General features: G+C 70.3%; 28 protein-coding genes. 9 read left to right on the forward strand and 19 right to left on the reverse strand.

What is annotated here, in order from left to right:
- Nucleotides 1-5: 5 nt before the first annotated feature.
- Both AMA02S_RS08905 and AMA02S_RS44020 read left to right on the forward strand, forming a co-directional pair.
- On the forward strand, nucleotides 6-2,159 hold the full coding sequence (locus AMA02S_RS08905) for a DUF4132 domain-containing protein (protein ID WP_067454558.1): 2,154 nt from the start codon (nucleotides 6-8) through the stop codon (nucleotides 2,157-2,159).
- Between the two features lie 244 nt (nucleotides 2,160-2,403).
- Nucleotides 2,404-2,505: a hypothetical protein gene (locus AMA02S_RS44020; protein WP_245667420.1), complete on the forward strand. Its 102-nt coding sequence runs from the start codon at nucleotides 2,404-2,406 to the stop codon at nucleotides 2,503-2,505.
- 88 nt (nucleotides 2,506-2,593) lie between these two features.
- On the opposite strand, the gene AMA02S_RS08910 is transcribed toward AMA02S_RS44020, so the two are convergent.
- The 6 genes from AMA02S_RS08910 to AMA02S_RS08935 all read right to left on the reverse strand — a co-directional run bounded on the left by AMA02S_RS08910 (nucleotide 2,594) and on the right by AMA02S_RS08935 (nucleotide 7,787).
- Nucleotides 2,594-3,247, reverse strand: coding sequence for a maleylpyruvate isomerase N-terminal domain-containing protein (locus tag AMA02S_RS08910; RefSeq protein WP_067454561.1), 654 nt, complete (start codon nucleotides 3,245-3,247; stop codon nucleotides 2,594-2,596).
- A 54-nt stretch (nucleotides 3,248-3,301) separates the two neighbouring features.
- Nucleotides 3,302-4,018: an ABC transporter permease gene (locus tag AMA02S_RS08915; protein ID WP_067454564.1), complete on the reverse strand. Its 717-nt coding sequence runs from the start codon at nucleotides 4,016-4,018 to the stop codon at nucleotides 3,302-3,304.
- The gene (locus tag AMA02S_RS08920) at nucleotides 4,015-4,926 is read right to left on the reverse strand and encodes an ABC transporter ATP-binding protein (protein ID WP_067454566.1); all 912 of its coding nucleotides are present in this window, start codon (nucleotides 4,924-4,926) and stop codon (nucleotides 4,015-4,017) included. Before AMA02S_RS08920 ends, AMA02S_RS08915 begins: the two co-directional genes overlap by 4 nt.
- Nucleotides 4,923-5,801, reverse strand: coding sequence for an ABC transporter permease (locus tag AMA02S_RS08925; RefSeq protein WP_067454569.1), 879 nt, complete (start codon nucleotides 5,799-5,801; stop codon nucleotides 4,923-4,925). The genes AMA02S_RS08920 and AMA02S_RS08925 overlap by 4 nt, the downstream gene beginning before the upstream one ends.
- The gene (locus AMA02S_RS08930) at nucleotides 5,798-6,745 is read right to left on the reverse strand and encodes an ABC transporter ATP-binding protein (protein ID WP_084264910.1); all 948 of its coding nucleotides are present in this window, start codon (nucleotides 6,743-6,745) and stop codon (nucleotides 5,798-5,800) included. The genes AMA02S_RS08925 and AMA02S_RS08930 overlap by 4 nt, the downstream gene beginning before the upstream one ends.
- Before the next feature lie 85 nt (nucleotides 6,746-6,830).
- On the reverse strand, nucleotides 6,831-7,787 hold the full coding sequence (locus AMA02S_RS08935; protein ID WP_067454813.1) for a DUF389 domain-containing protein: 957 nt from the start codon (nucleotides 7,785-7,787) through the stop codon (nucleotides 6,831-6,833).
- Nucleotides 7,788-7,907: 120 nt separating this feature from the next.
- Here AMA02S_RS08935 and AMA02S_RS08940 point away from each other — a divergent pair, with 120 nt between their 5' ends.
- Both AMA02S_RS08940 and AMA02S_RS08945 read left to right on the forward strand, forming a co-directional pair.
- Entirely contained in the window at nucleotides 7,908-8,579 is a 672-nt protein-coding gene (locus AMA02S_RS08940) for an HNH endonuclease family protein (protein ID WP_067454571.1), read from the forward strand.
- A 36-nt stretch (nucleotides 8,580-8,615) separates the two neighbouring features.
- Nucleotides 8,616-8,942, forward strand: coding sequence for a hypothetical protein (locus AMA02S_RS08945; protein WP_067454574.1), 327 nt, complete (start codon nucleotides 8,616-8,618; stop codon nucleotides 8,940-8,942).
- An 83-nt stretch (nucleotides 8,943-9,025) separates the two neighbouring features.
- Here AMA02S_RS08945 and glmM read toward each other — a convergent pair whose 3' ends face one another.
- From glmM to rplM, 3 genes are all read right to left on the reverse strand, one after another.
- Nucleotides 9,026-10,369 carry a phosphoglucosamine mutase gene (gene glmM, locus AMA02S_RS08950; RefSeq protein ID WP_067454577.1) on the reverse strand — a complete coding sequence of 448 codons (1,344 nt, stop codon included), beginning with the start codon at nucleotides 10,367-10,369 and terminating at the stop codon, nucleotides 9,026-9,028.
- Between the two features lie 166 nt (nucleotides 10,370-10,535).
- A complete protein-coding gene (gene rpsI, locus AMA02S_RS08955) occupies nucleotides 10,536-11,054 on the reverse strand; it encodes a 30S ribosomal protein S9 (RefSeq protein WP_067454581.1) in 519 nt (172 codons plus the stop codon).
- Between the two features lie 88 nt (nucleotides 11,055-11,142).
- Nucleotides 11,143-11,595, reverse strand: coding sequence for a 50S ribosomal protein L13 (gene rplM / locus AMA02S_RS08960; protein WP_067454584.1), 453 nt, complete (start codon nucleotides 11,593-11,595; stop codon nucleotides 11,143-11,145).
- Nucleotides 11,596-12,224: 629 nt separating this feature from the next.
- Between rplM and AMA02S_RS08965 the strand changes: the two genes are divergently transcribed.
- The 3 genes from AMA02S_RS08965 to AMA02S_RS43335 all read left to right on the forward strand — a co-directional run bounded on the left by AMA02S_RS08965 (nucleotide 12,225) and on the right by AMA02S_RS43335 (nucleotide 15,749).
- Nucleotides 12,225-12,914 carry a CAP domain-containing protein gene (locus tag AMA02S_RS08965; RefSeq protein WP_169806801.1) on the forward strand — a complete coding sequence of 230 codons (690 nt, stop codon included), beginning with the start codon at nucleotides 12,225-12,227 and terminating at the stop codon, nucleotides 12,912-12,914.
- Between the two features lie 108 nt (nucleotides 12,915-13,022).
- Nucleotides 13,023-14,045 (forward strand): hypothetical protein, encoded by a 1,023-nt coding sequence (locus tag AMA02S_RS08970; protein WP_067454590.1) that lies wholly within the window; start codon nucleotides 13,023-13,025, stop codon nucleotides 14,043-14,045.
- A gap of 24 nt (nucleotides 14,046-14,069) precedes the next feature.
- Complete coding sequence (locus tag AMA02S_RS43335) at nucleotides 14,070-15,749, forward strand: hypothetical protein (protein ID WP_067454593.1); 1,680 nt, start codon at nucleotides 14,070-14,072, stop codon at nucleotides 15,747-15,749.
- 8 nt (nucleotides 15,750-15,757) lie between these two features.
- Here the strand turns inward: AMA02S_RS43335 and truA are convergent, their stop codons facing one another.
- The 8 genes from truA to infA form a co-directional block, all read right to left on the reverse strand.
- Nucleotides 15,758-16,627, reverse strand: coding sequence for a tRNA pseudouridine(38-40) synthase TruA (truA, locus tag AMA02S_RS08980; protein WP_174550946.1), 870 nt, complete (start codon nucleotides 16,625-16,627; stop codon nucleotides 15,758-15,760).
- A gap of 214 nt (nucleotides 16,628-16,841) precedes the next feature.
- Nucleotides 16,842-17,366, reverse strand: a complete 525-nt coding sequence (rplQ, locus tag AMA02S_RS08985; protein WP_067454596.1) for a 50S ribosomal protein L17 — start codon at nucleotides 17,364-17,366, stop codon at nucleotides 16,842-16,844.
- A 251-nt stretch (nucleotides 17,367-17,617) separates the two neighbouring features.
- Entirely contained in the window at nucleotides 17,618-18,631 is a 1,014-nt protein-coding gene (locus tag AMA02S_RS08990; protein WP_067454600.1) for a DNA-directed RNA polymerase subunit alpha, read from the reverse strand.
- Nucleotides 18,632-18,744: 113 nt separating this feature from the next.
- Nucleotides 18,745-19,371 carry a 30S ribosomal protein S4 gene (gene rpsD, locus AMA02S_RS08995; RefSeq protein WP_067454603.1) on the reverse strand — a complete coding sequence of 209 codons (627 nt, stop codon included), beginning with the start codon at nucleotides 19,369-19,371 and terminating at the stop codon, nucleotides 18,745-18,747.
- A gap of 20 nt (nucleotides 19,372-19,391) precedes the next feature.
- The gene (gene rpsK / locus AMA02S_RS09000) at nucleotides 19,392-19,793 is read right to left on the reverse strand and encodes a 30S ribosomal protein S11 (RefSeq protein ID WP_021596710.1); all 402 of its coding nucleotides are present in this window, start codon (nucleotides 19,791-19,793) and stop codon (nucleotides 19,392-19,394) included.
- A 47-nt stretch (nucleotides 19,794-19,840) separates the two neighbouring features.
- Complete coding sequence (gene rpsM, locus AMA02S_RS09005) at nucleotides 19,841-20,221, reverse strand: 30S ribosomal protein S13 (protein ID WP_067454606.1); 381 nt, start codon at nucleotides 20,219-20,221, stop codon at nucleotides 19,841-19,843.
- A 197-nt stretch (nucleotides 20,222-20,418) separates the two neighbouring features.
- Nucleotides 20,419-20,532, reverse strand: a complete 114-nt coding sequence (rpmJ, locus tag AMA02S_RS09010; RefSeq protein ID WP_021596712.1) for a 50S ribosomal protein L36 — start codon at nucleotides 20,530-20,532, stop codon at nucleotides 20,419-20,421.
- 64 nt (nucleotides 20,533-20,596) lie between these two features.
- Nucleotides 20,597-20,818, reverse strand: a complete 222-nt coding sequence (gene infA / locus AMA02S_RS09015) for a translation initiation factor IF-1 (RefSeq protein WP_018657567.1) — start codon at nucleotides 20,816-20,818, stop codon at nucleotides 20,597-20,599.
- A gap of 306 nt (nucleotides 20,819-21,124) precedes the next feature.
- Between infA and AMA02S_RS09020 the strand changes: the two genes are divergently transcribed.
- Nucleotides 21,125-21,682 (forward strand): hypothetical protein, encoded by a 558-nt coding sequence (locus AMA02S_RS09020; RefSeq protein ID WP_067454609.1) that lies wholly within the window; start codon nucleotides 21,125-21,127, stop codon nucleotides 21,680-21,682.
- Nucleotides 21,683-21,981: 299 nt separating this feature from the next.
- Nucleotides 21,982-22,779, forward strand: coding sequence for a phosphodiesterase (locus AMA02S_RS09025; protein ID WP_245667418.1), 798 nt, complete (start codon nucleotides 21,982-21,984; stop codon nucleotides 22,777-22,779).
- A 13-nt stretch (nucleotides 22,780-22,792) separates the two neighbouring features.
- Here AMA02S_RS09025 and AMA02S_RS09030 read toward each other — a convergent pair whose 3' ends face one another.
- Both AMA02S_RS09030 and map read right to left on the reverse strand, forming a co-directional pair.
- Nucleotides 22,793-23,236 (reverse strand): DUF1707 SHOCT-like domain-containing protein, encoded by a 444-nt coding sequence (locus AMA02S_RS09030; protein WP_067454616.1) that lies wholly within the window; start codon nucleotides 23,234-23,236, stop codon nucleotides 22,793-22,795.
- Between the two features lie 24 nt (nucleotides 23,237-23,260).
- Nucleotides 23,261-24,085 carry a type I methionyl aminopeptidase gene (gene map, locus AMA02S_RS09035; protein ID WP_067454619.1) on the reverse strand — a complete coding sequence of 275 codons (825 nt, stop codon included), beginning with the start codon at nucleotides 24,083-24,085 and terminating at the stop codon, nucleotides 23,261-23,263.
- Nucleotides 24,086-24,177 lie beyond the last annotated feature (92 nt).

Genomic DNA, 24,177 nt, shown 5'->3' on the forward strand with positions numbered 1-24,177 from the left:
GAGCGATGTCGCACACACCCCCCGAAGCGCCCCAAGACTCCCTGCCGCCCCTGCTGGCGGCTCCGCCGTGGATCAAGGCGCCGCGCGATCCCGAGCCGGTCGTCCTCAAGGGCCTGAAGGCGCCCGTGATCCCGACGGCTGTCTTCTGGGCACCGGGCGAACGGGAGGAGTGGACGGCGAAGGCGCGCGAGGAGTATCCGCCACTCGGCGACACCGACTGGGACGCCCGCGCCGAGGCGTTCGCCAACGGAACGATCCAGGCCGAGGAGATCCGGCGCCGCAGGCAACTGGCCTTCGACCTCCTCCTGTACGGGCCGGAGGAGCACGGCCGGGCCCTGCTCGCGGACGAGCGCTACCGCAACGACCTTTCCGGCACGTTCGTCCTGCGCGGTGTGGTGGCCCGCCACGAACTCGCCGCGCTGCCCCTGGTCCTCCACCAGGACAACCAGTGGACCGTTAGCCCCTTCCTGGACGCCCAGATGGCGCAGTATCTCCTGAAACACAAGGACAACTCGTTCAGCCACCCCGCGAAGGACTGGTTCGTCAAGCACGGCCCCGCCGCCATCGCTCTGATCGTCCCGGACGCCCTGCGCCGCCCCGGCCCCAAGCGCGCGCGGGCCGAAGACCACATCCGCGCCGTCGCGGACGCGCACGGCGGCGCGGCCGTGCTGGAGGCCGTCCGTCCTTACGGCGAAGAGGCGGTACAGGCCATCGCCGCCCTGGGCATCGACCCCCTCGACCGGTACCCCATCCCGCTCCCGGAGATCGACTTCGACCTCGCCTCGCTCCCGCCCGTCCTGCTGCGGGACCGGACGCACAGGTTGCCCGAGCCCGCCGTCCGCCACCTGGTCACGATGCTGCTCATCTCGACGCCCACCGAGCCGTACGCCGGAGTCGAGCCCGTCGTCGCCGCATGCGACCCGGGCTCCCTGGCCGAATTCGCCTGGGCACTGTACGTGGCCGACGAATCCCGTCCGCGCTGGACGCCGCCGGGCATCGAGTACGCGCTGCGCCGCCTCGGCGACGACGGGACCGCCGCCCGCCTCGGCCCGATCATCGCCCGCTGGGACAAGGCGACGTCCTGGTACAACGGCGGCACGAGCGCCTTGGGGGTGCTCACCTCGATCGGGACCGACGGCGCGCTGCGCCAGCTCCACCGGCTGGCGCAGAAGGCGAAGGACAAGAAGCGCATCCGCCCCTACGCCCAGTCCGCCCTCGACCGCATCGCCCGCGAGCAGGGGCTGAGCGCCGCGCAGCTCGCCGACCGCCTCGTCCCCGATCTAGGGCTCGACCCCGACGGCAGCCTGACCCTCGACTACGGCCCCCGCCGCTTCATCGTCGGCTTCGACGAGCACCTCAAGCCCTACGTCGCGGACGAGGACGGCAACCGCCGCACGTCCCTTCCCAAGCCCGGCGTCAGGGACGACGCCGACCTCGCGCCCCTGGCTCACCAGCGTTTCACGGCCCTGAAGAAGGAGGTCCGGACGGTCGCCGCCGACCAGGTCAGCCGCCTCGAATCGGCGATGGTGGCCGGACGCAGATGGACGCCCGAGGAGTTCCGGACCGTCTTCCTCGACCATCCCCTCCTCTGGCACATCGCCCGGCGGCTCGTCTGGAAGTCCGGCCCGACCGAGTTCCGTGTCGCCGAGGACCGCACCCTCGCCGACGTCCACGACGACGCCCTCGCCCTCGCCGCCCCCGTCGAACTGCCGCACCCCCTGCGCCTGGACGCCCTGGACACCTGGTCGGAGCTGTTCGCCGACTACGAGATCCTGCAACCCTTCCCCCAGCTCGGCCGGACCGTCCACACCCTCACCGACAAGGAGCGGGACGCGGCGCGGCTGGAACGCTTCGAGGGCGGCACCGTCCACTTCGGTAAGATCCTCGGGCTCGCCGACCGCGGCTGGAAGCTGGGCGACAAGGAGACCGGCGGCTTCCACCGCCACATCTCCCTGCGACTCGCCGAGGAACGCCACCTGGTCATCGACCTCGACCCCGGCGTCCGCGTCATCTCCCCCGACGAGTTCGCCACCCAGGAACTGCGCCGCGTCACGCTCTCCACCACGTCCTACGGCCGCGGCGAACGCCCCTTCAGCGACCTGGACCCGGTGACGGTGTCCGAGCTCTTGGCCACCCTGACCACCCTCACCACCTCCTGACACCCGGCCACGACCAGAGACCGGCCGGTTGCCGTGCCCATCCCTGAGCCCCTGACGGACGACCAGGTCACCGAGCGGCTGGCCACGCGGCCGGGTTGGGAGCGTGACGGCAATTCGATCACCCGGACGTTCACGCACTTCGTATCACGAGACGGTGCACCTGGCGATGTACGTCGCGGCCTAGGCCCGCGAGGTCGGGCATCATCCCGTCATTCACATCACCTGGCAGCGGATCCGCTTCGCGATCACCACACACGACGCCGGCCACAGGTTGACGGTGAGGGACTTCGAACTCGCCGGCCACATCGACGCGATTGCGGCCGGACACGGGGCCGAGCCGGTCTAGGCTAGCCATGCGATGCACCGGGCCCCGCCCTCCGATCTCGGGAGGCGGGGCCCAGTCTCGTCCTGAACCGTCCGTCCGGGTGCCCCGTTCAGCCGAGGACGAGCGGGATCTTCGCGGCCAGCCCGCCCAGCGCGTCCCTGTCGGCGTCCGTCGGGGCGCGGCGTCCGGTGCCGATCAGCAGCGCGTCCGTGTCGGAGAACGCCGCCGGGAACGGCGCCCCGGCGATCTTCTCCAGCGACGCCCGGGCGGCCGCGAGGGTCTCGGCGGGCGGTCCGGCTGCGGAGGGCAGGTGCGCGATCAGGTCGAGGTGATGCAACGTCCATTCCATGAGGTACGCGGTCAGGTAGTCGCCGGCGGTCAGCACCTTGTCCTGGGTGGCGACGCGGGCGCTCCGATCCGCGAGTTCGGCGGCGCGCCCGGCGGCGGAGCCGACGTCGTCGAAGTGGAACTTGAGCCACCTCGGCTCGCCGTAGGCGGCGGCCAGCCGGGGGATCAGCGCGTCGAGCGGGTCCTCGCCGGTCGGCGGATCGACGAGGTCCCAGTAGGTGACCGCGTCCACGGTCGGTTCGGTCTCGGCGGGTGTGACCAGCGTGATCAGGACGTCCTGGGCGTCGATGATCAGATGGCACACCAGGTCTCGCACGAGCCAGCCGGTGCAGCCGGACGGGCGTTCCCAGTCCTGGTCGGAGAGCTCGTCAACCGCCGTGCGCAACGCCGTCCAGGAGTGTGAGAAGAGGTCCACCCCGGCAAGCTAACGCCGCACCGGAACACCGGACAACCGCATTTCGACGGACGGTCAGTCGGCGCTGGCGACGGCCAGTGAGCGCAGCCGGTAGGCGGACAGGAGGGTGCCGGCCAGCGTCACCGCTATCAGCAGCAGAACCGCGACCGGGAGGTCGACCGACGCCTTGACCGGACTGGCCGAGGTGAGGGCGTCGGCGACGGAGAGGGCCCACTGCTGGATGGACGCCGACTTCGCGCCGGGGGCGAAGTTGCCCAGGAGGCTCTCCCAGACCAGGGCGTACAGGAGACCGATCGTGACGGCGTTGCGGCTCATCACCGCGAGGGCGACGAACACGGCGCTGTAGGTGACGCCGCCCACGAGGACGCCGATCGTGAACGCCGGTGCCATCTGGGCGGTCGTGCCGGTCAGGATCAGTCCCGCCAGCAGCGTCGGCACCACCGCGAACGCGGTCACCAGGACGATCGCCACCGCGAGCTTGGTCAGCACGATGACCTGGCGCGGGATGGGCTTGGTCAGCACGTACATGATCTGGCCATCGTCGATCTCCGGGCCGATCACGCCGGTGCCGGCGATCAGGGCCAGCAGCGGCAGCAGGGTCGCGAGGCCGAACTTCTGCAGGACGTCCGCGGAGACGTCGAGGTCGTTGTTGCCGGTGGAGCGCAGGACGACCGCCAGGACGAGCAGGACCAGCGGCAGCACCAGCAGGAGCAGCGCGCGGCGGCGGCCGAGCATCGCCCGGAACGTGATCATGGCAATGGTCGGGTTCATCGGGCCACCAGGTAGGAGAAGACGCTTTCCAGGGACTCGTCCGCCGGGGAGACCTCCCAGAGCCGCACGTCCGCGTCGCGGGCGAGCTTCGGGAGAAGCCAGGTGAAGCGCTGGAAGTCGACCGCCTCGACCTGCAGGCCCTTGTCGGTGAGCTGGACGCTGCTGGCCGAGCCGTCCGCGATGATCGAGGCGGCGAGGCGGCGGTCGTCGGACGAGCGGACGAGGAAGATGTGCGGGCGGTCGGTCATCAGCCGGCGGATCTTGCGGAAGTCGCCGGACGCGGCGTGCCGGCCGGCCACGATGACCTCGATGTGGCTGGCGAGCCGCTCGACCTCTTCCAGGATGTGCGAGCTGAACAGGATGGTGCGGCCCTCGGCGGCCATGCGGCGGATCAGGTCCATGAGCTGGAGCCGCTGCCGGGGGTCCATGCCGTTGAACGGCTCGTCCAGCAGGAGGACGGGCGGATCGTGCACCAGCGCGGACGCCATCTTGATGCGCTGCTTCATGCCCTTGGAGTAGTTGCCGATCGTGCGGTCGGCGGCGTACCCCATCTCGACCTGCGCGATGGCGCGGCGGGCGGCGGCGCCCGGATCGGACAGCTTGTGGAGCCTGGCCATCGACAGGATGAACTGCTCGCCGGTGAGGAAGTCGTACGCCGACTCGCGCTCGGGGACGAGCCCGAGGCTGCGGTAGATCTCGGGGTTCTGCCAGATCGGCGCGCCGTCCAGCGTGACCGACCCGGCCGAGGGGGCGAGGAAGCCGCCCATCATGTGGATCAGTGTGGACTTGCCGGCGCCGTTCGGGCCGAGCAGCCCGGTGACGCCGGGGCCGACCGTCATGGAGATCCCGTTGACGGCGACGACGTTGCCGTACCAGCGGGACACCCCGTCCAGCTTCAGCTCGCTCATGACAGGCCCGCCTTCCTGAACCGGCGGTACAGGACCGCGACCGAGCCGAGGACGATCACGGCGCACAGGGCGAGCGCGACCGCGCCGCCGGCGACGCCGGGCGCCACCTGCACCGAGGACTTCTCCGCGCCGAGCAGCCTGACCTGCACGATGTCGACCAGGTTGAACGGGGCGAACAACCCGGCCCAGCCGGAGAGGGTGAAGTTGGTCTGCTCCTCGGCGATGCCCTGGACGATCAGGACGAAGGTGCTGCTGAGCATGAAGACCGCGATCACCGCCGCGACCCCGAAGCCGCGCCGGGGGGTGAACGCCGCGACCACCATCCCGATGGCGCCGAGGACGAGCGCGAACAGCGCGCAGCCGACGATGGCGGCGAGGTAGCGGCCGAGCTGGTCCGCCGAGTCGGGGGCCTTGGTCACCAGCCCGCCGACGTACAGGACGGTGACGGGCACGGCCATGAGCGCGAACAGGGCGGAGGTCATGGCCGCGATCTTGGCCAGCACGAAGTCCAGGTGGCCGACCGGGCGCGAGAAGTACAGCGGGACGACGTGGAAGCGCAGTTCCCGCGAGGCCAGCACGGGCGCCTGGGTGGCCAGGAAGATCGCGATGATGACCTGGAGGAGCGGCGCGTAGGAGGAGTAGCGCATCAGCGCGTCCTCCTGCTTGGTGACGGCGAAGACCGCGACCGAACCCGCGGCGGGCAGCAGCATGATCGCCGCCAGCAGGAACGGCATCACCTTGGCGCGGGCGGGGCGGCCGAGGCCGTACGCGGCGCGCAGGTTGTGCACGAACAGGGACCGCAGCACGTAGGCGCGGCCACTGCGGCGGCCGTCATAGTGCCGGTAGCCGATGTCGTGGATCGTGCTGGTGCTCATCGGGGCGCTCCCTGCGGGACGGTCCCGGTGGGCGCCTGCTGCGCGGCCGGCGCCTCCTGGAAGACCTCTTCGATGTGGTGGCGGCGCTGCTCCATCCGGATCAGCCGCAGTCCGAGGTCGACGACGCCGTCCCGGACGCGGTCGTAGGTCGTCTCGTCCGCGATGGTGACGATGAGGAACCGTCCCTCGGGGTGGACGGTGACGCCCTGGTCGTAGAGGTGCCGGCCGAGCTCGTCGCGTCCCTCGTCCACCTCGACGGTGAGCACGCCGCTCTCGGTGGTGTACGCCTCGACCGCCTGGGAGCGCAGCAGCTTTCCGCCGTCGATGATGACGACGTGGTCGCAGACGCGCTCCAACTCTCCCAGCAGGTGGGAGGTGACGAGGACGCTGATCCCGAACTCGGCGCCGATACGGCGGATGAGGTCGAGCATCTCGTCGCGTCCGGCCGGGTCGAGGCCGTTGGTGGGCTCGTCCAGGAACACGAGCTTCGGGTCGTGGACGAGCGCCTGGGCCAGCTTCACGCGCTGCCGCATGCCGGTGGAGTAACCGCCGATGGGACGGTAGCGCTCCTCGTACAACCCGACGTGACGGAGAGTGTCGGCCGCGCGCTCGCGGGCGGCCGTGGGGGGCAGTCCGCACATGCGGGCCATGTGGACGACGAACTCGGTCGCGGACACGTCGGGCGGCAGGCACTCGTACTCCGGCATGAACCCGACGCTCTCGCGGATCCGGACGCCCTCGCGGGCGATGTCCATGCCCAGCACGGACGCCGTCCCGGCGCTCGGCGGCTGGAGTCCCAGCAGGATCTTGATGAGCGTCGACTTGCCGGCGCCGTTGGCGCCCACGAGCCCGACGACCCCGGGTTCGACGGCCACCGAGAGGTCGTCCAGGGCGGTCACCCGGGGGAACCTCATCGTCAGCCCCTGGGTGGCGATGATCGGCATATTCCGAACCTAGTCCCTGGCCCGGCCTCCGGCGTCCCCCTCAGGTGCTAAGCGAGGACAGCCTTATGGCCGATGTCCGATCGACCTAAGTTCGCTGCCCAGAGGCCGTCCGGCCCTTTCGGCCCATGACGACACCCCACATCGCGCGCTGGACGAGCAGCGTCGCCGTCCCGGCGATGATCATCCCGGCGAAGTTCACGGCGAGCTGGAGCAGCGAGCCGTTGATCTCGCTGACGTGCCGGAGGGCGAGCGCGACCGCGAGGTTGCCCGCGGCGGGCAGGGTGGTGACGGAGATGAAGACCCCCACCAGCGCGGACGACTTCCCGGCGGTCAGCGAGAGCACCCCGGCGCCGCCCGCGAGCAGCGCGACGATGAACGACCAGCGATCCGGGGTGTAGATGAAGGCGGTCAGCGGACGCTCGTCGGGGAGCCGTGACATCTCGATCACCCCGATCCAGTGGCTGACCAGAGCGCACACATAAGTGATCGCGATGGCGATGAGGAATCCGATGACCAGCGTCCGCGTCGCCTGGGCGATCCGCCACGGCTGGCGGCGCGTCAGCCCGTAGCAGATGGCGGCGATGGCGGCGAACTCCGGGCCGAGCACCATCGCGCCGACCAGCAGGACCGGCGAGTCGATCAGCGCGGCGATGGCCGCCAGCTGGGTCGACAGCACCAGGAACGTCACGAACGTCCAGGTCAGCGCCGTACCCTCGCTGACCTGCCGGTCGAGCTCCGCCCAGACCACGGCGTCGTCGCCGTGTCCGGGGGCCCGTTCCTCGGCGATCTCCGCGGCGTCCGACAGCGAGAGGTCGATCTTCTCGATCGCGATGGAGCCGTCGCGCTCCAGCCCGAGCGCCCGCAGGTCTGCGAGCACTTCGTTGGCGGCCTCCCGGGCGATGTCGCTGGTCACCAGATCACCGCGTGGTGAGCGCGCCGCGTCCGGGATGACGACGAGATTCGTCGCGCCGTGGCTTGCGGTCAGCATCGTGCAGACGGCTTCGGTGCGGTCGGCTGGGACGATCACTCTGAGGTGCAGCACGCCGTACATCGTGCCGCATGAGTGGCGGGGCCGCCCGGGCGCCACCGCAGGTCGTACAGTGTGATCGTTTAACTCCGGCGAAGTCGGCGAAACCCCACATAAACTCCGGGTGGTGACGTGATGACGTGGCGCAATCGCGTGGTGGCGGTGGGGCTCGCGCTGGTAGTACCGCTGGCCGGCGGCTGCGACGGCAGCGTGGGCCTGTCCGACACCGGCTCCCCGGGAGCGTCCGGCTCCCGTCCCGGCGCCGGCGAGTCGGGACGGGCGCGCAAAGACCTCTCCGGACTCCGCGTCGCGTCGGAGGGCAGCGGTGGCGGCTACAAGCGCGACCAGTTCGGGACGCGGTGGAAGGACACCGACCACAACGGCTGCGACCAGCGCAACGACGTCCTCGCCCGCGACCTCACCCGCGTGGACAAGAAGGGCAGATGCGTCGTCACGTCCGGCCACCTGCACGACCCCTACAGCGGCAAGGACATCACCTTCGCCAAGTCCGACGCCGCCGAGGTGCAGATCGACCACGTCTACCCGCTCGCCCTCGCCTGGCGCATGGGCGCCTCGCGCTGGGACGAGGACCGGCGCGAGCGCTTCGCCAACGACCACATCAACCTGCTCGCCGTGTGGGGCGTCCCCAACCGGCAGAAAAGCGACTCCGGGCCCGGCGAGTGGAAGCCGCAAAAAGGCTTCCAGTGCACCTACGCGGTCAAGTACGTCGCTGTAGCTAAGAAGTACGAACTACCCGTGACCCGCGCCGACCACAACGCCCTCCAGGACTTCCTCGCACGCTGCTGAGCCTCTCCGGCCGCACGCGCCCCATATGCTCGACGCATGAGCAAGGAATCCCACGAGCAGTCACCCAACGGCGAAGTCACCGGCGCGGCGGCCGAGCGTCCCCGCGTCCGCACCGAACGCGGCGTCGGCGCCCGAGCGACGGGCGCCGAGGTCACCGGCGCGTCCGCGACCGGCCTCACCCTGCGCCTCGGCAACGGCCTCGGCTCCCTCGCCCTCGGATCCATGGCGCTCGGCGCCCTCGCCATCGGCGCCGTCGCCATCGGCAAGCTCGTGGTCAAGCGCGCCGTCATCGAACATCTCCAGGCCGGCACCGTGGAGATCAAGCACCTCAAGGTCGGCCGCCTGGACATCGACGCGAGCTGATTCCCATCCCGGCCCGGATGCTCGCCCTCGGCCTCGCCCCACCGCACAGGTAGCGACCTCGCGTGACGGCCGGGGCCGCAGGTCTAGCCCAGGGTCGTCCGGACGACGCCGACCAGGTGCTCGGCGACCGACCGGGCCCGGTCGTGCGACGCCGCCTCCACCATCACCCGCACCATCGGCTCGGTACCGCTCGGCCGGATCAACACCCGGCCGGTGTCACCGAGCTCCGCCTCGGCCACCGCGACGGCCTCCGCCAGCTCCGGCGAGGTCTTCGCACGCGCACGGTCCACGTCCCGAACGTTGATCAGCACCTGGGGCAGCCGGTGCATCACCTTCGCCAGTTCGTCCAGCGGACGGCCCCGCCGCGCCATCGCCGCCAGCAGATGCAGGCCCGTCAGCACACCGTCCCCGGTCGTCGCATGGTCCAGCATGATCACGTGGCCGGACTGCTCGCCGCCGAAACCGAACCCGCCGTCCTTCATCGCCTCCAGCACGTAACGGTCGCCGACCGCGGTCTCCACCACGGTGATGCCGGCCTCCCGCATCGCCAGCTTGAACCCGAGATTGGACATCACGGTCGCGACCACCGTGTCGGCGGGCAGCGCACCCGCCTCCCGCAGGTCCAGCGCCAGGATCGCCATGATCTGATCGCCGTCCACGATCTCACCCGAGGCCGTCACCGCCAGGCAGCGGTCGGCGTCACCGTCGTTCGCGATCCCCGCGTCCGCGCCGTGCTCCCGGACGGCCCGCTGCAACGCCTCCAGATGCGTGGACCCGCAGCCGGAGTTGATGTTCAACCCGTCCGGCGCCGTCCCGATCGTGATCACCTCGGCACCCGCGCGGCGCATCGCCTCGGGTGCCACATCGCTGGACGCGCCGTTCGCACAGTCCACCACGACGCGCAGCCCGTCCAGCGACACCGGCAACGTCGTCATCAGGTGCGCCACGTACTGCTCGACGGCGCCGTGCGCCTCCCGGACCCGGCCGACCCCGGCACCCGTCGGCGGCTCCCACTCCGCGCCAAGACTTGCCTCGATCCGGTCCTCGATCGCGTCCGCCAGCTTGTAGCCGCTGCGGTCGAAGAACTTGATCCCGTTGTCGGGGGCCGGGTTGTGCGACGCCGACAGCATCACGCCGAGGTCCGCGTCCAACGCGTGCGTCAGGTACGCCACCGCCGGCGTCGGCAGAACACCGAGCCGCAGCACCTCCACACCCGCACTCGCCAGGCCCGCCACGACGGCGGCCTCCAAGAACTCACCCGACGCCCGCGGGTCACGTCCGACCACCGCGAGCGGCCGATGTCCCTTGAAGGCGCCCTCCTCGCCCAGCACCCGCGCCGCCGCCACGGACAGGTCCATCGCGAGAGGAGCGGTCAGATCGCGGTTGGCGAGCCCGCGGACGCCATCGGTGCCGAACAGACGACCCACAGTTCAACTCTCCCCAGAAAAGACGAAAGACCGCGCGGACGCGCCGTGCGGTCAAATCTAACGGGCATGCCAGGCCGGAGCGGCACGCAAAGGCCGCACCTGGCCTCCGGAAACGCGTACGAGCCGCCGCGCCCGCCGGAGCGGGTGCGACGGCTCGTACCGACGATCAACGCTTGCTGTACTGCGGCGCCTTGCGGGCCTTCTTGAGACCGGCCTTCTTGCGCTCCGGCACCCGCGCGTCACGGGTGAGGAACCCGGCCTTCTTCAGCGCCGGACGGTGCTCGATGTTCGCGAACTGCAGCGCGCGGGAGATCCCGAGGCGCAGCGCACCGGCCTGGCCGGTGGTGCCGCCGCCGTTCACCCGCGCGAGCACGTCGAACTGGCCCTCCAGGCCCAGCAGCACGAACGGCTCGTTCACGATCTGCTGGTGGACCTTGTTGGGGAAGTACTGGTCCAGGGTCCGGCCGTTGATCTTCCACTGGCCCGAACCGGGAACGATGCGGACCCGCGCGATGGCCTGCTTGCGGCGGCCGGTGCCCGCCGCCGGGCCCGTCGCGACCGGCTGGCCGAGAAGATTCTCGCCCGCGGTCTCGGGGGTCTCGGTGCTGTACTCGGACGGCGCGTCCTCGTACGAGTCGAGCTCGGCGCCCTCCGCGGGCGCTTCCGTGCCGGTGGTGTCGTCCACTGTTCTCCTCGGTGTTCTAGCCAGGGCGGCTGGCCCGATCATCGGGTGCCCCGGCGGCCTCAGGGTCGCGCACTCGCGTGCGCGGGTGTCACTTGACGATCTGGCTGACCTGCGTGATCTCGAACGGCACCGGCTTCTGCGCCTGGTGCGGGTGCTCCGGACCGGCGTAGACCTTCACCTTGCCGAACATCTGCCGGCCGAGGGTGTTCTTGGGCAGCATGCCCTTGATCGCCTTCTCGACGGCCCGCTCGGGGTGCTTGGCCAGCAGGTCGCCGTAGGCCACCGAGCGCAGACCCCCCGGGTAACCGGAGTGCCGGTAGGCCTTCTTCTGCTCCAGCTTGTTGCCGGACAGAGCCACCTTCCCGGCGTTCACGATGATGACGAAGTCACCGGTGTCGAGGTGCGGCGCATAGATCGGCTTGTGCTTGCCCCGAAGCAGCTGCGCGACCTGACTGGCAAGACGGCCCAGCACGACATCGGTCGCGTCGATGACGTACCACTGACGCTGAACGTCAGCGGGCTTAGGGGTGTACGTGCGCACGGTCGTAGACCTTCGTTTCTCGTCGACTTCTCAGCGGATATCCTGCTCGCGCCGATCAGAGGTCTGCATCCGACCTGGCGCTCCGGGACGCCGGGACCCGCGCGAACACACGGAGGCACACCGGCTCGTCATGGCGATCCGCCCCCGCCCAAGCAGGCACGCGACGGCACACACAACAAACCCGCAGAATACCCAGCCGCCTGGCAGGGGGTCAAATTTTGCCGTGGGGGCGCCCCCCGAACCCCCCGGCTGCGTGACTCGCCGTCTCCTCGCTCGGCTCCCGTGACCGGCGATCGGGGTTCAACGGCCGCCGGACTGGGGCTTGGATCTCTCCTCGGCTGGTGGGGGTGGGTGGGGACGATCATTTTGGGGGAATGTTCAGGATTTCGGGCTTATATATGGATAAGGTGCGGCCGTCCGGTCCACGCCGGCATGTTCCGGCCCGCACCCGGGAGCCCCCGCTGTCTTCTCCCCGCAGACCCGGCCCACCGGCCGGACGCCATCAACCCGGCGGCCGTGGCACCGCTTTTCCCGAGGCCACCGACACCCTTGGCGGTGGCCGGCACTCCCGTCCCGGCCTTCCACCGAAGCGCAGGCGCTCCGGCTCCAGGACGGTGCTCGCCGTCGGGGTGACGGCCACCGCCGTCACCCTCGCCATCGGGACGGGGGTCGCGCTCGACCGGCTCGTGCTGCCGGAGTTGCGGTCCGAGCAGACCGCCGCGGCCGGGCTCACCACGAGTCCCCAGGCGGCCGAGTCGTCTGACGTGCCGGACAGCGGCACCGAGCCGCGCAGGGATCCCGCCGGCAAGCCGGCGCCCACGGACACCGAGCAGGCACCGCCGTTGAAGTCGATGCCCCCGCGGGCGCGTCCCTCGGTGCGGCCGTCCGAGACGAAGAAGCCGAAGGCCAAGGACAAGCCGCCCGGGGAGAGCGTGGGGGGCTCGGGGCCCGAGGCGACCGTCACTGAGCTGACCAACGCCGAGCGCGCCAAGGCGGGGTGCAAGGCGCTGAGGGTGGACGAGCGGCTCGCGACGGCCGCCGGTAGGCATTCGGCCGACATGGCGGCGAACGGTTACTTCGACCACACCTCGCGCAACGGCGACAGCCCGTGGAAGCGGATGGAGGACGCCGGGTATCCGAGCCCTGGGGCGGAGAACATCGCCAAGGGCTACGCGACCGCTGCGGCCGTGGTCGCGGGCTGGATGAAGAGTCCAGGTCACCGCGCCAACATCCTGAACTGCGACCTGCGCGCCATCGGCGTCGGGATGGCCGCCGGGGCGGGCGGCCCGTTGTGGACACAGGACTTCGGCTGGAAGTGACACGGGCCTCTGACCTTCAGCGAACCGCGGACGCCCGGTTCGCCCCCATGTCATGGTGGGTGTTCCGAAGGTCCAGAGCCCTGAATGAGGAACGGTAAGGTCCAAGCCATGGGTTATCCGGGCGATCAAGGCAAGCCCGGCGGCTGGCCGTCCCCGCAGCCGCCGCAAGCGCCGTACGGCCCCGGAGGCGAAAGGCCGGAGGCGTCGCCGTACGGCACCGACTATGACGAGTCCCCCTTCGCTCCGCGCGCCGAGGGGGAGCCATCAGGCACCGGCCCGCTCGGCGCCTTCGGCGGCACCGTCGACTCGGCCCCGTGGGGGGACGAAGCGGGCGGTGCCCAGTCCTTCGAGGCGCCGCCCTTCGAGGCGTCGCCGGACGGCGGTGCCCACCCGCCCGCGCGCCGCCGCAACCTGCCGCTCATCATCGGCGGCGCGGTCGCGGCCGGCCTGGTGCTCATCGGCGGCGGTGTCGGGCTGTCGTCCATGCTGAAGGACGACCCGAAGCCGAAGCGCGCCGCGCCGGCGCCGTCCGCCTCCACGGCCAAGACCAAGGTGAGCCCGAGCGTCCCGCCGCTGGAGCCGGTGAAGCTCAAGAGCCGCACGACCGACCCCAAGGCGCTGACCCTCACCGAGGTTTTCGGCAAGTCGTCCTTCAAGGTCGGCAAGCAGAAGTACATCCGGACGGCCGTCAGCTCCACGAAGGGATGTACGGGCGTCGTCGGCGGCACGACGTTGACCTCGACTCTCAAGAAGGGCGGCTGTGCGCAGGCCCTGCGCGCCACCTACGCACTCGGCTCGGGAAGTCTGATCGGCACCGTCGGCGTCATGAACCTCAAGACCGAGGCCGCCGCCAAGCAGGCGGTGAAGGCCGCCGGGAACAAGGACGCGTTCCTCCAGGCCCTGCCGGGCAAGGGCGTGTCCAAGACCAACGGCAAGGGCGAGGCGCTCGGCACGTCCGAGGCGTTCGGCCACTACGTCATCATGACGTGGGTCCAGCGGCCGGACGGCAAGAAGATCGCCACCAAGTACCACTCCGTCGTCCGCGTCTTCGGGGCCCAGCTCGTCAAGGGCAGCGGGCTGTCGCTGGCCCTGCACTACAGGGAAACCGAAGGCAAGCCCATCCAAAAGTGACCGCTTTGAATACTCTGGCTGCTTATGTCTGGACCTGAAGACACCCGGGAGCCCGCCACGGAGGCGGGGGCGCAGTCCGTCCCCGTCACTCCGGCGCCGCCCAGCTTCGGCGGCTCGGGCTCCCCGGCCGAGGCACCCCCCGAGGACACGGCGCCCGCCGTGGCCGGGGCGGAGCCCTCGTCCCCCGCCTCTCTCACGCTGCCTCCGTTCGGCCTCCAGACCCCTTGGTGGGCCGCCGAATCACAGGACGCGACACCGGAACCGGCTTCCGACGACGAGTCCGACGAAGATTTCCTCTTCGAGGAGCCCGCTCCCGACGCCTCGCCCGGCACGCTCGTCGCCGGCATCGGTGTCCCGAGCGTGGACTCCCGCCGGGCGGTCCCCGCCGAGCCGATCGTCAAGGGCGCGGCCGTCGACTTCACCGACACCGACCCAGACGGCATCCCCGCCGTCCAGGACGTGGCGGGGCCCGTCGGCGCCGAGCCGGTGAGCGAGCCCGAGCCTGCCCCTGAGCCTGAGCCGGACCCTGAGCCCGAGCCGGAGCCCGAGCCGGAGCCGGAGCCGGAGCCGGAGCCGGAGCCGCCTGCCCCGGACTCCGAGGTCCTGCACCCGGACGAGCCGGAGCCACCTGCGCGGCCCGTCGCGGACAAGCGGCCACCCGCCTTCGAGAAGGTCAAGGAGTCGGACGGGCCCAAGCCGTCCCCGCCTCCGGGCGAGAGGCCGGTACGTCCCGCGGCGACGTGGGTGAGCGAGCGCCCGTCGGCGTTCGAGAAGGCCAAAGAGGCGGAGAAGATCAAGGCGCCGCTCGCCCCGGTGCTCGTGCCGGACGCGATCCTGCCGCCCGGGGTGGTGCCGCCCACCGGGAGCGGACCGCACCCGAACGGCGCGCAGAACGGGGCCCCGCAGCCCGCGATGGCGGCGGTGATCACGCCGGTGTACCACGCCGAAGGCGTCTCGCTCGGTCCGGCGCCCGCGCCGGCCGGGAAGGCCGCGCCGAAGCCGGTCCCCGCCGGGAACAAGCGACGGCCGATGCTGATCGGCGGGGGTGCCGCGGCCGTACTCGCGGCGGTCGTCGCGCTGTTCACCCTCGGCGGGACGGGAGCGGGCGACGATGGGAAGGGCCAGGCCGCGCAGCCCACCGCCACGAGCTCCGCACCGGCCCCCGCGCCCCCGGCGCCCACACCGGTGGACATCACCGACGAGAAGAGCGACCCCAAGGGCCTGGAGTTCACCGAGGTGTTCCCCACGGGGACGATCCAGCTCGGCGGGCGCACCTACGTCCGGGACCGCTGGTCGATCAACAAGGACCCCGCCTACGCGGCCAACGGCGCGATGCTCGCGGCGCTCAGGCGGGAGGACTGCCGGAAGGTCGTCCGCGCCACCTACCTGGACCGTGACCGTAAGCTCGCCGTCACCTCCGGCATCGCGGTGATGCCGACCAAGGCCGCCGCGCTGAAGATCGGCAAGGCCGGGGACCCCGCGAAGTACGAGTGGTTCCGCGGGATGCCCGGCAAGCGCGCGACCGACATCGACCGGGCCGGCGGGTACGCCGCGGCGACCGTCCGCGGCCGGTACGTCGTGTACGCCTACGTGCAGTGGGCGGACGGGCGGAACGCCAAGCCCGGCGACCCCATGATCAAGCAGGTGGCGCAGCAGTTCCTGGACTACGACGCCCGGCCGATCGAGGCCCGCGCCCGCGGCTGACCGCCGGGTCAGGACGGTGGCTCGCCGCCGTCCACGGCGGCCGCCGCGGCGGCGTTGAGCGTCCGGACGCGGCGGGTCTCCTGCGCGCGCCTCGCAAGGCTCTCGTCCCCCGGGTAGCGGATCTCCTCCAGCGACAGCCCGTGGGCGGGGGCCACGTTGACGCCGGAGTCGCGGACGCGCGCCGCCAGCACCTGCGCAGGCCACTCCGGCTCGCGGCGGCCGTCGCCGACCATGAGCAGCGCGCCGACGAGCGCGCGGACCATGGAGTGGCAGAACGCGTCGGCCTCGACGGTGGCGAGCGCCAGGTGCGGGTCACGGTCGTCGCGCGCCCACTCGTAGCGCAGCAGTTCGCGGATGGTCGTCGCGCCCTCACGCCGGCGGCAGTACGCGGCGAAGTCGTTCTCGCCCACCAGCAGCCGCGCGGCCTGGTTCATCCGCTCCAGGTTCAGCGGACGGGGATGCCACAGGACGTCGTGGCGGCGCAGCGGCGCCACGCCCACCGGGTTGTCGCAGACGCGGTACACGTAGCGGCGGGAGAGGGCGGAAAAGCGCGCGTCGAAGCCCTCGGGCGCGATCGACACCCGCCATACCCGCACGTCCGGGGGCAGCAGCCCCGCGAGGCGGCGCGGCATCGTGCCGTTGATCGCCGAGTACGCGGCGACCGGGACCACCAGGTGCGCGACCTGGGCGGCGGCGTGCACGCCGGCGTCGGTGCGGCCGGCGACGGTGAGCATGGGCGGCGGGTCGAGCCGCAGCATCCGGGCCAGGGCGTCCTCGATCACGCCCTGGACGGTCCGCTGGTTCGGCTGCCGCGCCCAGCCCGCGAAGTCCGACCCGTCGTAGCCGATGTCGAGCCGGAGTCGTACCAATGCGGTCATGTCAGCTGGGCTGTCCTTCTCCAACGTTCGTCCGTTCCCCCCGATGAGCCGCGTTCATCGGGCACTCCTCTGACCTGCTCCCCAGCGAATCGTCGCCCCCTTGACATGACCATGAGATCAAGTCTGGCAAAGATCAGGCCCACCGTCTCGTACCGACGACGGTGGGCCTGATGAACCGTGGCAAGATAACGGCCGCAGGACCGTAATCGCACGGTTACTTGTCGTCCGTTTCCGCATCCTTGGTGTCCGCGGCCTCGGTGCCGGCGGCCTCGGGCTCGGCGGCCTCGGGCTCGGCCTTGCTGAGCGTGACCTCGTCCTCAGCGGGCGCGTCCGCCTCGGCGGGCTTGGCCGCCGGGGCGGCCTTGGCAGTCGAGGCCGTCAGCTGCTCCTGCACCAGCTCGATCACGGCCATGGGGGCGTTGTCGCCCTTGCGCGGCCCGATCTTGGTGATGCGGGTGTAGCCGCCCGGACGGTTCTCAAAGCGCGGCGCGATCTCGGTGAAGAGCTCGTGCACGACGCCCTTGTCGCGGATGACCTTGGCGACCTGGCGACGGTTGTGCAGGTCGCCGCGCTTCGCCTTGGTGATCAGCTTCTCCGCCAGCGGGCGCACCCGCCGGGCCTTGGCCTCGGTGGTGGTGATGCGGCCGTGCTCGAACAGCGCCGTGGCCAGGTTCGCCAGGATCAGGCGCTGGTGCGCGGCGCTGCCGCCGAGGCGGGGGCCCTTGGTGGGCTGAGGCATGGTGCTTCCTTCCTGCATCGGCCGTATCAGGTACCGATGTCAGCCGGACACGGTGAGGGACGCTCCCCCACCGCGGGGGTGTGCCAAGGTCTCCGTTCAGAGACCTCAGCGCTCACGCGAGCGCGAAGGCTGCCCGCGTGGGGCAAAGCCGAAGGCAAGCCCCACGCGGGCAGATCGCGAAGCGATGACGCGCTCGCCCAATCGTGGTCAGGGTCCGAGCCGCCGGGCGAGGATCCTGGGCCAGGATTGAATTAGTACTGCTCGGTCTCGGCGTAGCCCTGGTCGTCGTCGCCGTAGTTGTCGGCCGCCGCGCTCGGGTCGAACCCGGGCGGGGAGTCCTTCAGCGAGAGGCCCATGTCGTTGAGCTTCTGCTTGACCTCTTCGATCGACTTGGCGCCGAAATTCCTTATATCGAGTAGGTCCTGCTCGCTGCGGGCGACCAGCTCGCCCACAGAGTGGATGCCCTCGCGCTTGAGGCAGTTGTAGGAGCGGACCGTGAGGTTCAGCTCCTCGATCGGCAGGGCCAGGTCCGCTGCGAGCGCGGCGTCCGTGGGGGACGGGCCCATGTCGATGCCCTCGGCCTCGACGTTGAGCTCCCGGGCCAGCCCGAACAGCTCGACGAGGGTCTTGCCGGCGGAGGCCACCGCGTCGCGCGGCAGCATCGCCTGCTTGGTCTCCACGTCCAGGATGAGACGGTCGAAGTCGGTGCGCTGCTCGACTCGGGTCGCCTCGACCTTGTAGGTGACCTTGAGCACGGGCGAGTAGATGGAGTCGATCGGAATCCGGCCGATCTCCTGGCCCGGCTGCTTGTTCTGGGCGGCCGAGACGTAGCCGCGGCCGCGCTCGACCGTCAGCTCCATCTCCAGCTTGGCCTTGTTGTTCAGCGTGGCGATGTGCAGGTCCGGGTTGTGGACCTCGACGCCCGCCGGCGGCGCGATGTCGGCCGCGGTCACCTCACCCGGGCCCTGCTTGCGCAGGTACATGACCACGGGCTCGTCGTGCTCGGAGGAGACGACGAGCTCCTTGAGGTTCAGGATGATGTCGGTGACATCCTCCTTGACCCCGGGGACGGTGGAGAACTCGTGCAGGACGCCCTCGATCCGGATGCTGGTGACGGCCGCACCGGGGATCGAGGAGAGCAGCGTACGACGGAGCGAGTTGCCGATCGTGTAGCCGAAGCCCGGCTCCAGCGGCTCGATGGTGAACCGCGAGCGGTACTCGTCGACCTGCTCTTCGGTGAGAGTTGGACGCTGTGCGATGAGCATGGTTGTGCCTTCTTCCCGCGGTGCCCGCTATTTGACGACCGCGTTCTGGAGTGTTCCCCGTTTCACCAGGATCCCACGGATTCGGCCGCGGGACCCTGGTGAACGTTGAGCCCTTACTTGGAGTAGAGCTCGACGATCAGCTGCTCCTGGACGGGAGCGTCGATCTGCTGCCGGACCGGCAGGGAGTGGACGAGGATCCGCATCCTGTCGGCGTCGACGCCGAGCCACGCCGGGACCGGCCGGTCGCCGGACTCGGCCTTGGCGACCTGGAAGGGCGTCATTTCCAGCGACTTGCTCTTGACATCGACGATGTCGGCCTCGCCCACCTGGAAGGACGGGATGTCGACCTTCCTGCCGTTGACCCGGATGTGGCCGTGGCGGATGAGCTGGCGGGCCATGTCACGCGACTTGGCGAAGCCCGCGCGGTACACGACGTTGTCGAGACGGCGCTCCAGGAGGGTGAGCAGGTTCTCACCCGTCTTGCCGCCCTGGCGGTTGGCCTCGACGTAGTAGTTGTGGAACTGCCGCTCCAGCACGCCGTAGATGCGGCGGGCCTTCTGCTTCTCCCGAAGCTGGAGCAGGTACTCGGTCTCCTTCGGCCGACCGCGGCCGTGCTCACCCGGCGGGTAAGGACGGATCTCGATCGGGCACTTCGGGCCCTCGCACTTGCTGCCCTTGAGGAACAGCTTCATCTTCTCGCGGCGGCAGAGCTTGCAGTCCGCACCGGTGTAACGAGCCATTGTTCTAGATCTCCCCTGCCTCAGACGCGCCGACGCTTCGGCGGGCGGCAGCCGTTGTGCGGAACGGGCGTGACGTCCTGGATCGAGCCCACCTCAAGGCCGGTCGCCTGAAGCGAACGGATGGCGGTCTCGCGGCCCGAACCCGGACCCTTCACGAAGACGTCGACCTTGCGCATGCCGTGCTCCATCGCACGCCGGGCGGCGGCCTCGGCGGCCTGCTGCGCGGCGAACGGGGTCGACTTGCGCGAGCCCTTGAAGCCCACGTGGCCCGAGGAGGCCCAGGAGATCACGTTGCCGTTGGGGTCGGTGATCGAAACGATCGTGTTGTTGAACGTGCTCTTGATGTGGGCGTGCCCGTGAGCGACGTTCTTCTTCTCCTTGCGGCGCACCTTCTTGGCGCCGACACGGCTCTTAGGAGGCATCTGCTCTCTCTACTCTTGAGGTCATCGATCCGGAGACCGACTCCGGACTACTTCTTGCCGGCCTTCTTCTTCCCGGCGACGGTCTTCTTCTTGCCCTTGCGGGTGCGCGCGTTGGTCTGGGTGCGCTGGCCGTGGACGGGAAGACCGCGGCGGTGCCGGATGCCCTGGTAGCACCCGATCTCGATCTTGCGGCGGATGTCCGCCTGGACCTCGCGGCGAAGATCACCCTCGATCTTGTAGTTCGCCTCGATCCAGTCGCGGAGCTTCACCAGCTCGTCGTCGCCGAGCTGGTGCACCCGCAGGTCGCCGCTGATCTCGGTACCCGCGAGGGTTTCGAGGGCGCGCGTCCGGCCGATGCCGAAGATGTAGGTGAGAGCGACCTCCAGGCGCTTTTCGCGCGGGAGGTCAACGCCGAGGAGGCGTGCCATCGTGGGCAGTTCCCTTCATGTCGCGGAGGTATGGACGCACCGCCTCCGCACACACCCTGCCCGGGTGGCGGCCCCGGCCTCCGTCGGTCCGAGGGTGTCCTTCACACGATGGCGCCGCGCGACCGATCAAGGTCGCACGGCTCCCGGTGCGAAAGCTGCGATGCGCTTGTGGTTGGGCTCCGCGGCCGTGTGGCCGGTCAGCCCTGGCGCTGCTTGTGGCGCGGGTCGGAGCAGATCACCATGACCCGGCCGTGCCGACGAATGACGCGGCACTTGTTGCAGATCTTCTTGACGCTCGGCTTGACCTTCACTGGGTCTCCTAGAATCAGGGTCACCCCCGCGCCGCCACGCACGGGGAAGGCAACCCCAGTGGATTTACTTGTAGCGGTAGACGATCCGACCGCGCGTGAGGTCGTAGGGGCTCAGCTCCACAACAACACGGTCGTCCGGCAGGATCCGGATGTAGTGCATTCGCATCTTGCCGCTGATGTGGGCGAGCACCTTGTGCCCGTTGTCGAGCTCCACCCGGAACATGGCGTTCGGGAGGGACTCGATGACGGTGCCCTCGATCTCGATGGCCCCTTCTTTCTTGGGCATGTCCTCCGCGCTTCACTGATCGGCTCATTGGACCCGGCCCGGCGTCCCATCAGGACACGGCCACACCCATGCCACGACACCAGAACGTCGAGAACACAGGAATCAGGCGGCCGACAGCGGACCGGCATGGAAGTCTACGGTACCGGACCGCCGAACGCGAAATTGTCGCACGATACAGCTCCGGAGACCGCTCCCGACACAAGCATACCTCGCGCCCGCGTTGTACCTTTCCAGGAGAGCCCGCGAGGCGGGCGGCGGGCGTTCCCCGTGATGACAGGGCGTAGAGACGTCCGAAGGAGGGTCAGCATGCCGAGCTACGACTTCGCGCTGATCCTCAGCCGTCCCCTCTACGAGGACGAACTCGACCCGCTGTTCGACCGGACGCACGGCGCGGTCACGGTGTCGATCATCAGCGAGGCGCAGCACGCCGAGCGCCCCGGCAACGCCTCCTGCACCTGGCCGAGCGCCACCCTCGCCGCGGCGATCATGGAGGTCGTGCAGCATGTCGAGGCCAGCGCGCCGGGCCTGCACGTCCAGCACGTCGAGGCCGACCCGCTGCTGACCATCCGCGACATCGCCGAGCGCGTCGGCCGCTCGTTCGACTCCGTCCGGCTGGCGATCACCGGCGCCCGCGGCCAGGGCGGCTTTCCCGCCTCGGAGATCTCCACGGCCGGCCACCGGCTGTGGCGCTGGTCCAAGGTCGCCGCCTGGTACGGCCTGGAGGACCCCCAGCTCGTCGAGGCCAAGCCGACCGTCCAGGCGATCAACGGCTGGCTCGCCCTCCGCGACGTCGTCCCCGACGTCGCCCCCGCCGCCGAGGACGTCACCTCCGCCCTCTCCCTAGTGATCCCGCATGTAGCGTAGTTTTCGGGGTGATCACTGTGCTGAGGCGGCCTTTGAGAACCTTCGACGACCTCAGCGTTGCGATCGCGTCCGAAGGCAGGTTCGAGCGTGCGAGAACCTGATCGCGAAGCGAGCCCTCCAGGGCGAGTCGGGAGCGATGCAGCGATCGCCGCAGTGCCCGCCGAAGGAAGGGCCCCAAGGCCCGACCGCCAAGGGCACTGCAATCAACACAGCGATCGCCGCGGTGCCTGTTGAAGGGAGGGCGCTCAGCGCACGACCGCCGAGGGTACTGAAGGAGAAAATTGCCCATCATCGCGCAGTTGAGCGATATCCACCTGGCGGCCGGACGTGACGGCAAGGTCGACGACGGCTCGGGGCCGGTGCGCGCCCTCCGGGCCGCCGTGTCGAGCCTGCTGTCGTTGCCCGCGCGACCGGACGCCGTGGTCCTCACCGGCGACCTCGCCGACGGCGGCCGCCCCGCCGAGTACGCCCGGCTCCACGCGCTGCTGTCCCCCCTGCCCATGGCCGTCTTCCCCATACCCGGCAACCACGACGACCGCGACGCCCTGCGCGCCGCGTTCCGCGACCAGCCGTCGCTCGCCGAGACCGGGAGCGGTCCACAGGCACCCGTCCAGTACGCGGCGAACGTCGCCGGGATACGGCTCGTCTGCTGCGACACGACCGTGGACGGGCACCCGTACGGCCACATGAGCGAGGACCGGCTCGCCTGGCTGGACGGGACGCTCGGCGCCGCCCCGGGCATCCCCACCGTCGTCGCCACCCACCATCCGCCGTTCCCCATCGGGATCCGCTTCATCGACGACATGCGGTTCGTCGACCCCGCCGGGTTCGCCGCCGTCATCGCCCGGCACGAGCAGGTCGTCCGGATCATCAGCGGGCATGTGCACCGCGGGGCGGTCGGGCAGGTGGCGGGCAGGGTGAGCACGACCTGCCCCAGCACCTACCGCCAGCTCTTCCTCGATCTCACCCATCCCGGACGCGCCGCGGTGACCGGGGAGCCCGCCGGGTTCGCCGTCCACCTCGTCGGCGACGACGGCACGGCCACCACCCATTTCGTTCCCACGGGCAACTACCGCCCGCTGATGGACGTCGAGTAGGGCGCCCGAGGGCTCAGTCGTGGCGTCTGGGCCCCAGCAGGGAGTTCAGCAGGATCACCGCTCCCCAGGGGCCCGCCACCCAGATCCACCAGGGGTAGACGACGTTGCCGGTCAGGGCGATGGCCAGCCAGATCGTCAGGTTGATGCCGCTGACCATGGCCCATGTGGCCCACATCGCCCGCGTGCCGCGCCGGTACAGCTCGCCCTGCGGACGGGGCGCGACGGACGCGGTGCTCTTGGCCTGGGACGCGGGGACGGGCAACTGGTACAGGTCCTCCTCGGGAAGGTCCGAGGTGATCTCCTGGAGCCGGCCGAGGGTCCGGGCCTCGTAGACGAGGTCGAGGCGCTCGTTCATCTCCTCCACGCTGATCCGGCCCACGGCGCAGTGCTCGCGCAGACTCGCGGCGACGCGGTCGCGGTCGGCGTCCGACGCCCGGATGTCAGGGTTCGGCGCCATCTCAGCTCCTTCTACTGCCTTTGCCTAGCGGGACGCGGTGCCCGCTTCCAGCTTGGCGAACCACTCCCGGCCCTCGTCAAGTGCCGTCAGCACCCGGGGACCGTCCGGAGTGACGGCGAACGAGTGTTCGAAGTGCGCCGAGAAGCGGCCGTCGGCGGTGACCACGGTCCAGCCGTCGTCCAGTTCGAGGGTCTCCTTGATGCCGAGGTTGACCATCGGCTCGACCGCGAAGCACATGCCGGACCGCAGCACCGGACCGTGCCCGGCGGCGCCGTGGTTGGGGATGAGCGGATCCATGTGCATCTCGGTGCCGATCCCGTGCCCGCCGTAACCCTCGACGATGCCGTAGGGGCCCTGAGAGCGAATGTAAGCCTCGATCGCGTGCGACATGTCGGTGAGCCTGGCCCCCGCCCGTCCGGCCGCCAGACCGTGCCACAGGGACGTCTCGGTGACCTCCAGCAGCCGGCGCAGCTCCGCGGTGATCTCCCCCACCGGGACCGTGACCGCCGCGTCGCCGTGCCAGCCCTCGACGATCGCCCCGCAGTCGATGGAGATCACGTCGCCGGCCCGTAGCACCTTCCCGGCGTTCGGGATGCCGTGCACGATCTCCTCGTTGACGGACGCGCAGATCGTCCCGGTGAAACCGTGGTAGCCCTTGAAGGACGGGACGCCGCCGCTGTCGCGGATGTGCCGCTCGGCGAGCTCGTCCAGCTCCATGGTGGTGATGCCCGGCTTGACCGCCTCGCGCAGCAGCTCAAGGGTCTCCCCCACGAGCAGCCCGGCGGCACGCATCAGCTCGACCTGCTGCGGCGACTTCACCTGGATCGCCGGCTTGCGGCCTCTAAACATGACCCCCCCTGAAACGGTTCGCCGGGATCGCCACGTGCGCGACCCCGGCGGACGGACGCGGGGACATCGCGTCCATTGTCACTTCTGTCACT

It is taken from the genome of Actinomadura macra NBRC 14102 (genome assembly GCF_001552215.1).
In the GTDB taxonomy this organism is placed as follows: domain Bacteria; phylum Actinomycetota; class Actinomycetes; order Streptosporangiales; family Streptosporangiaceae; genus Spirillospora; species Spirillospora macra.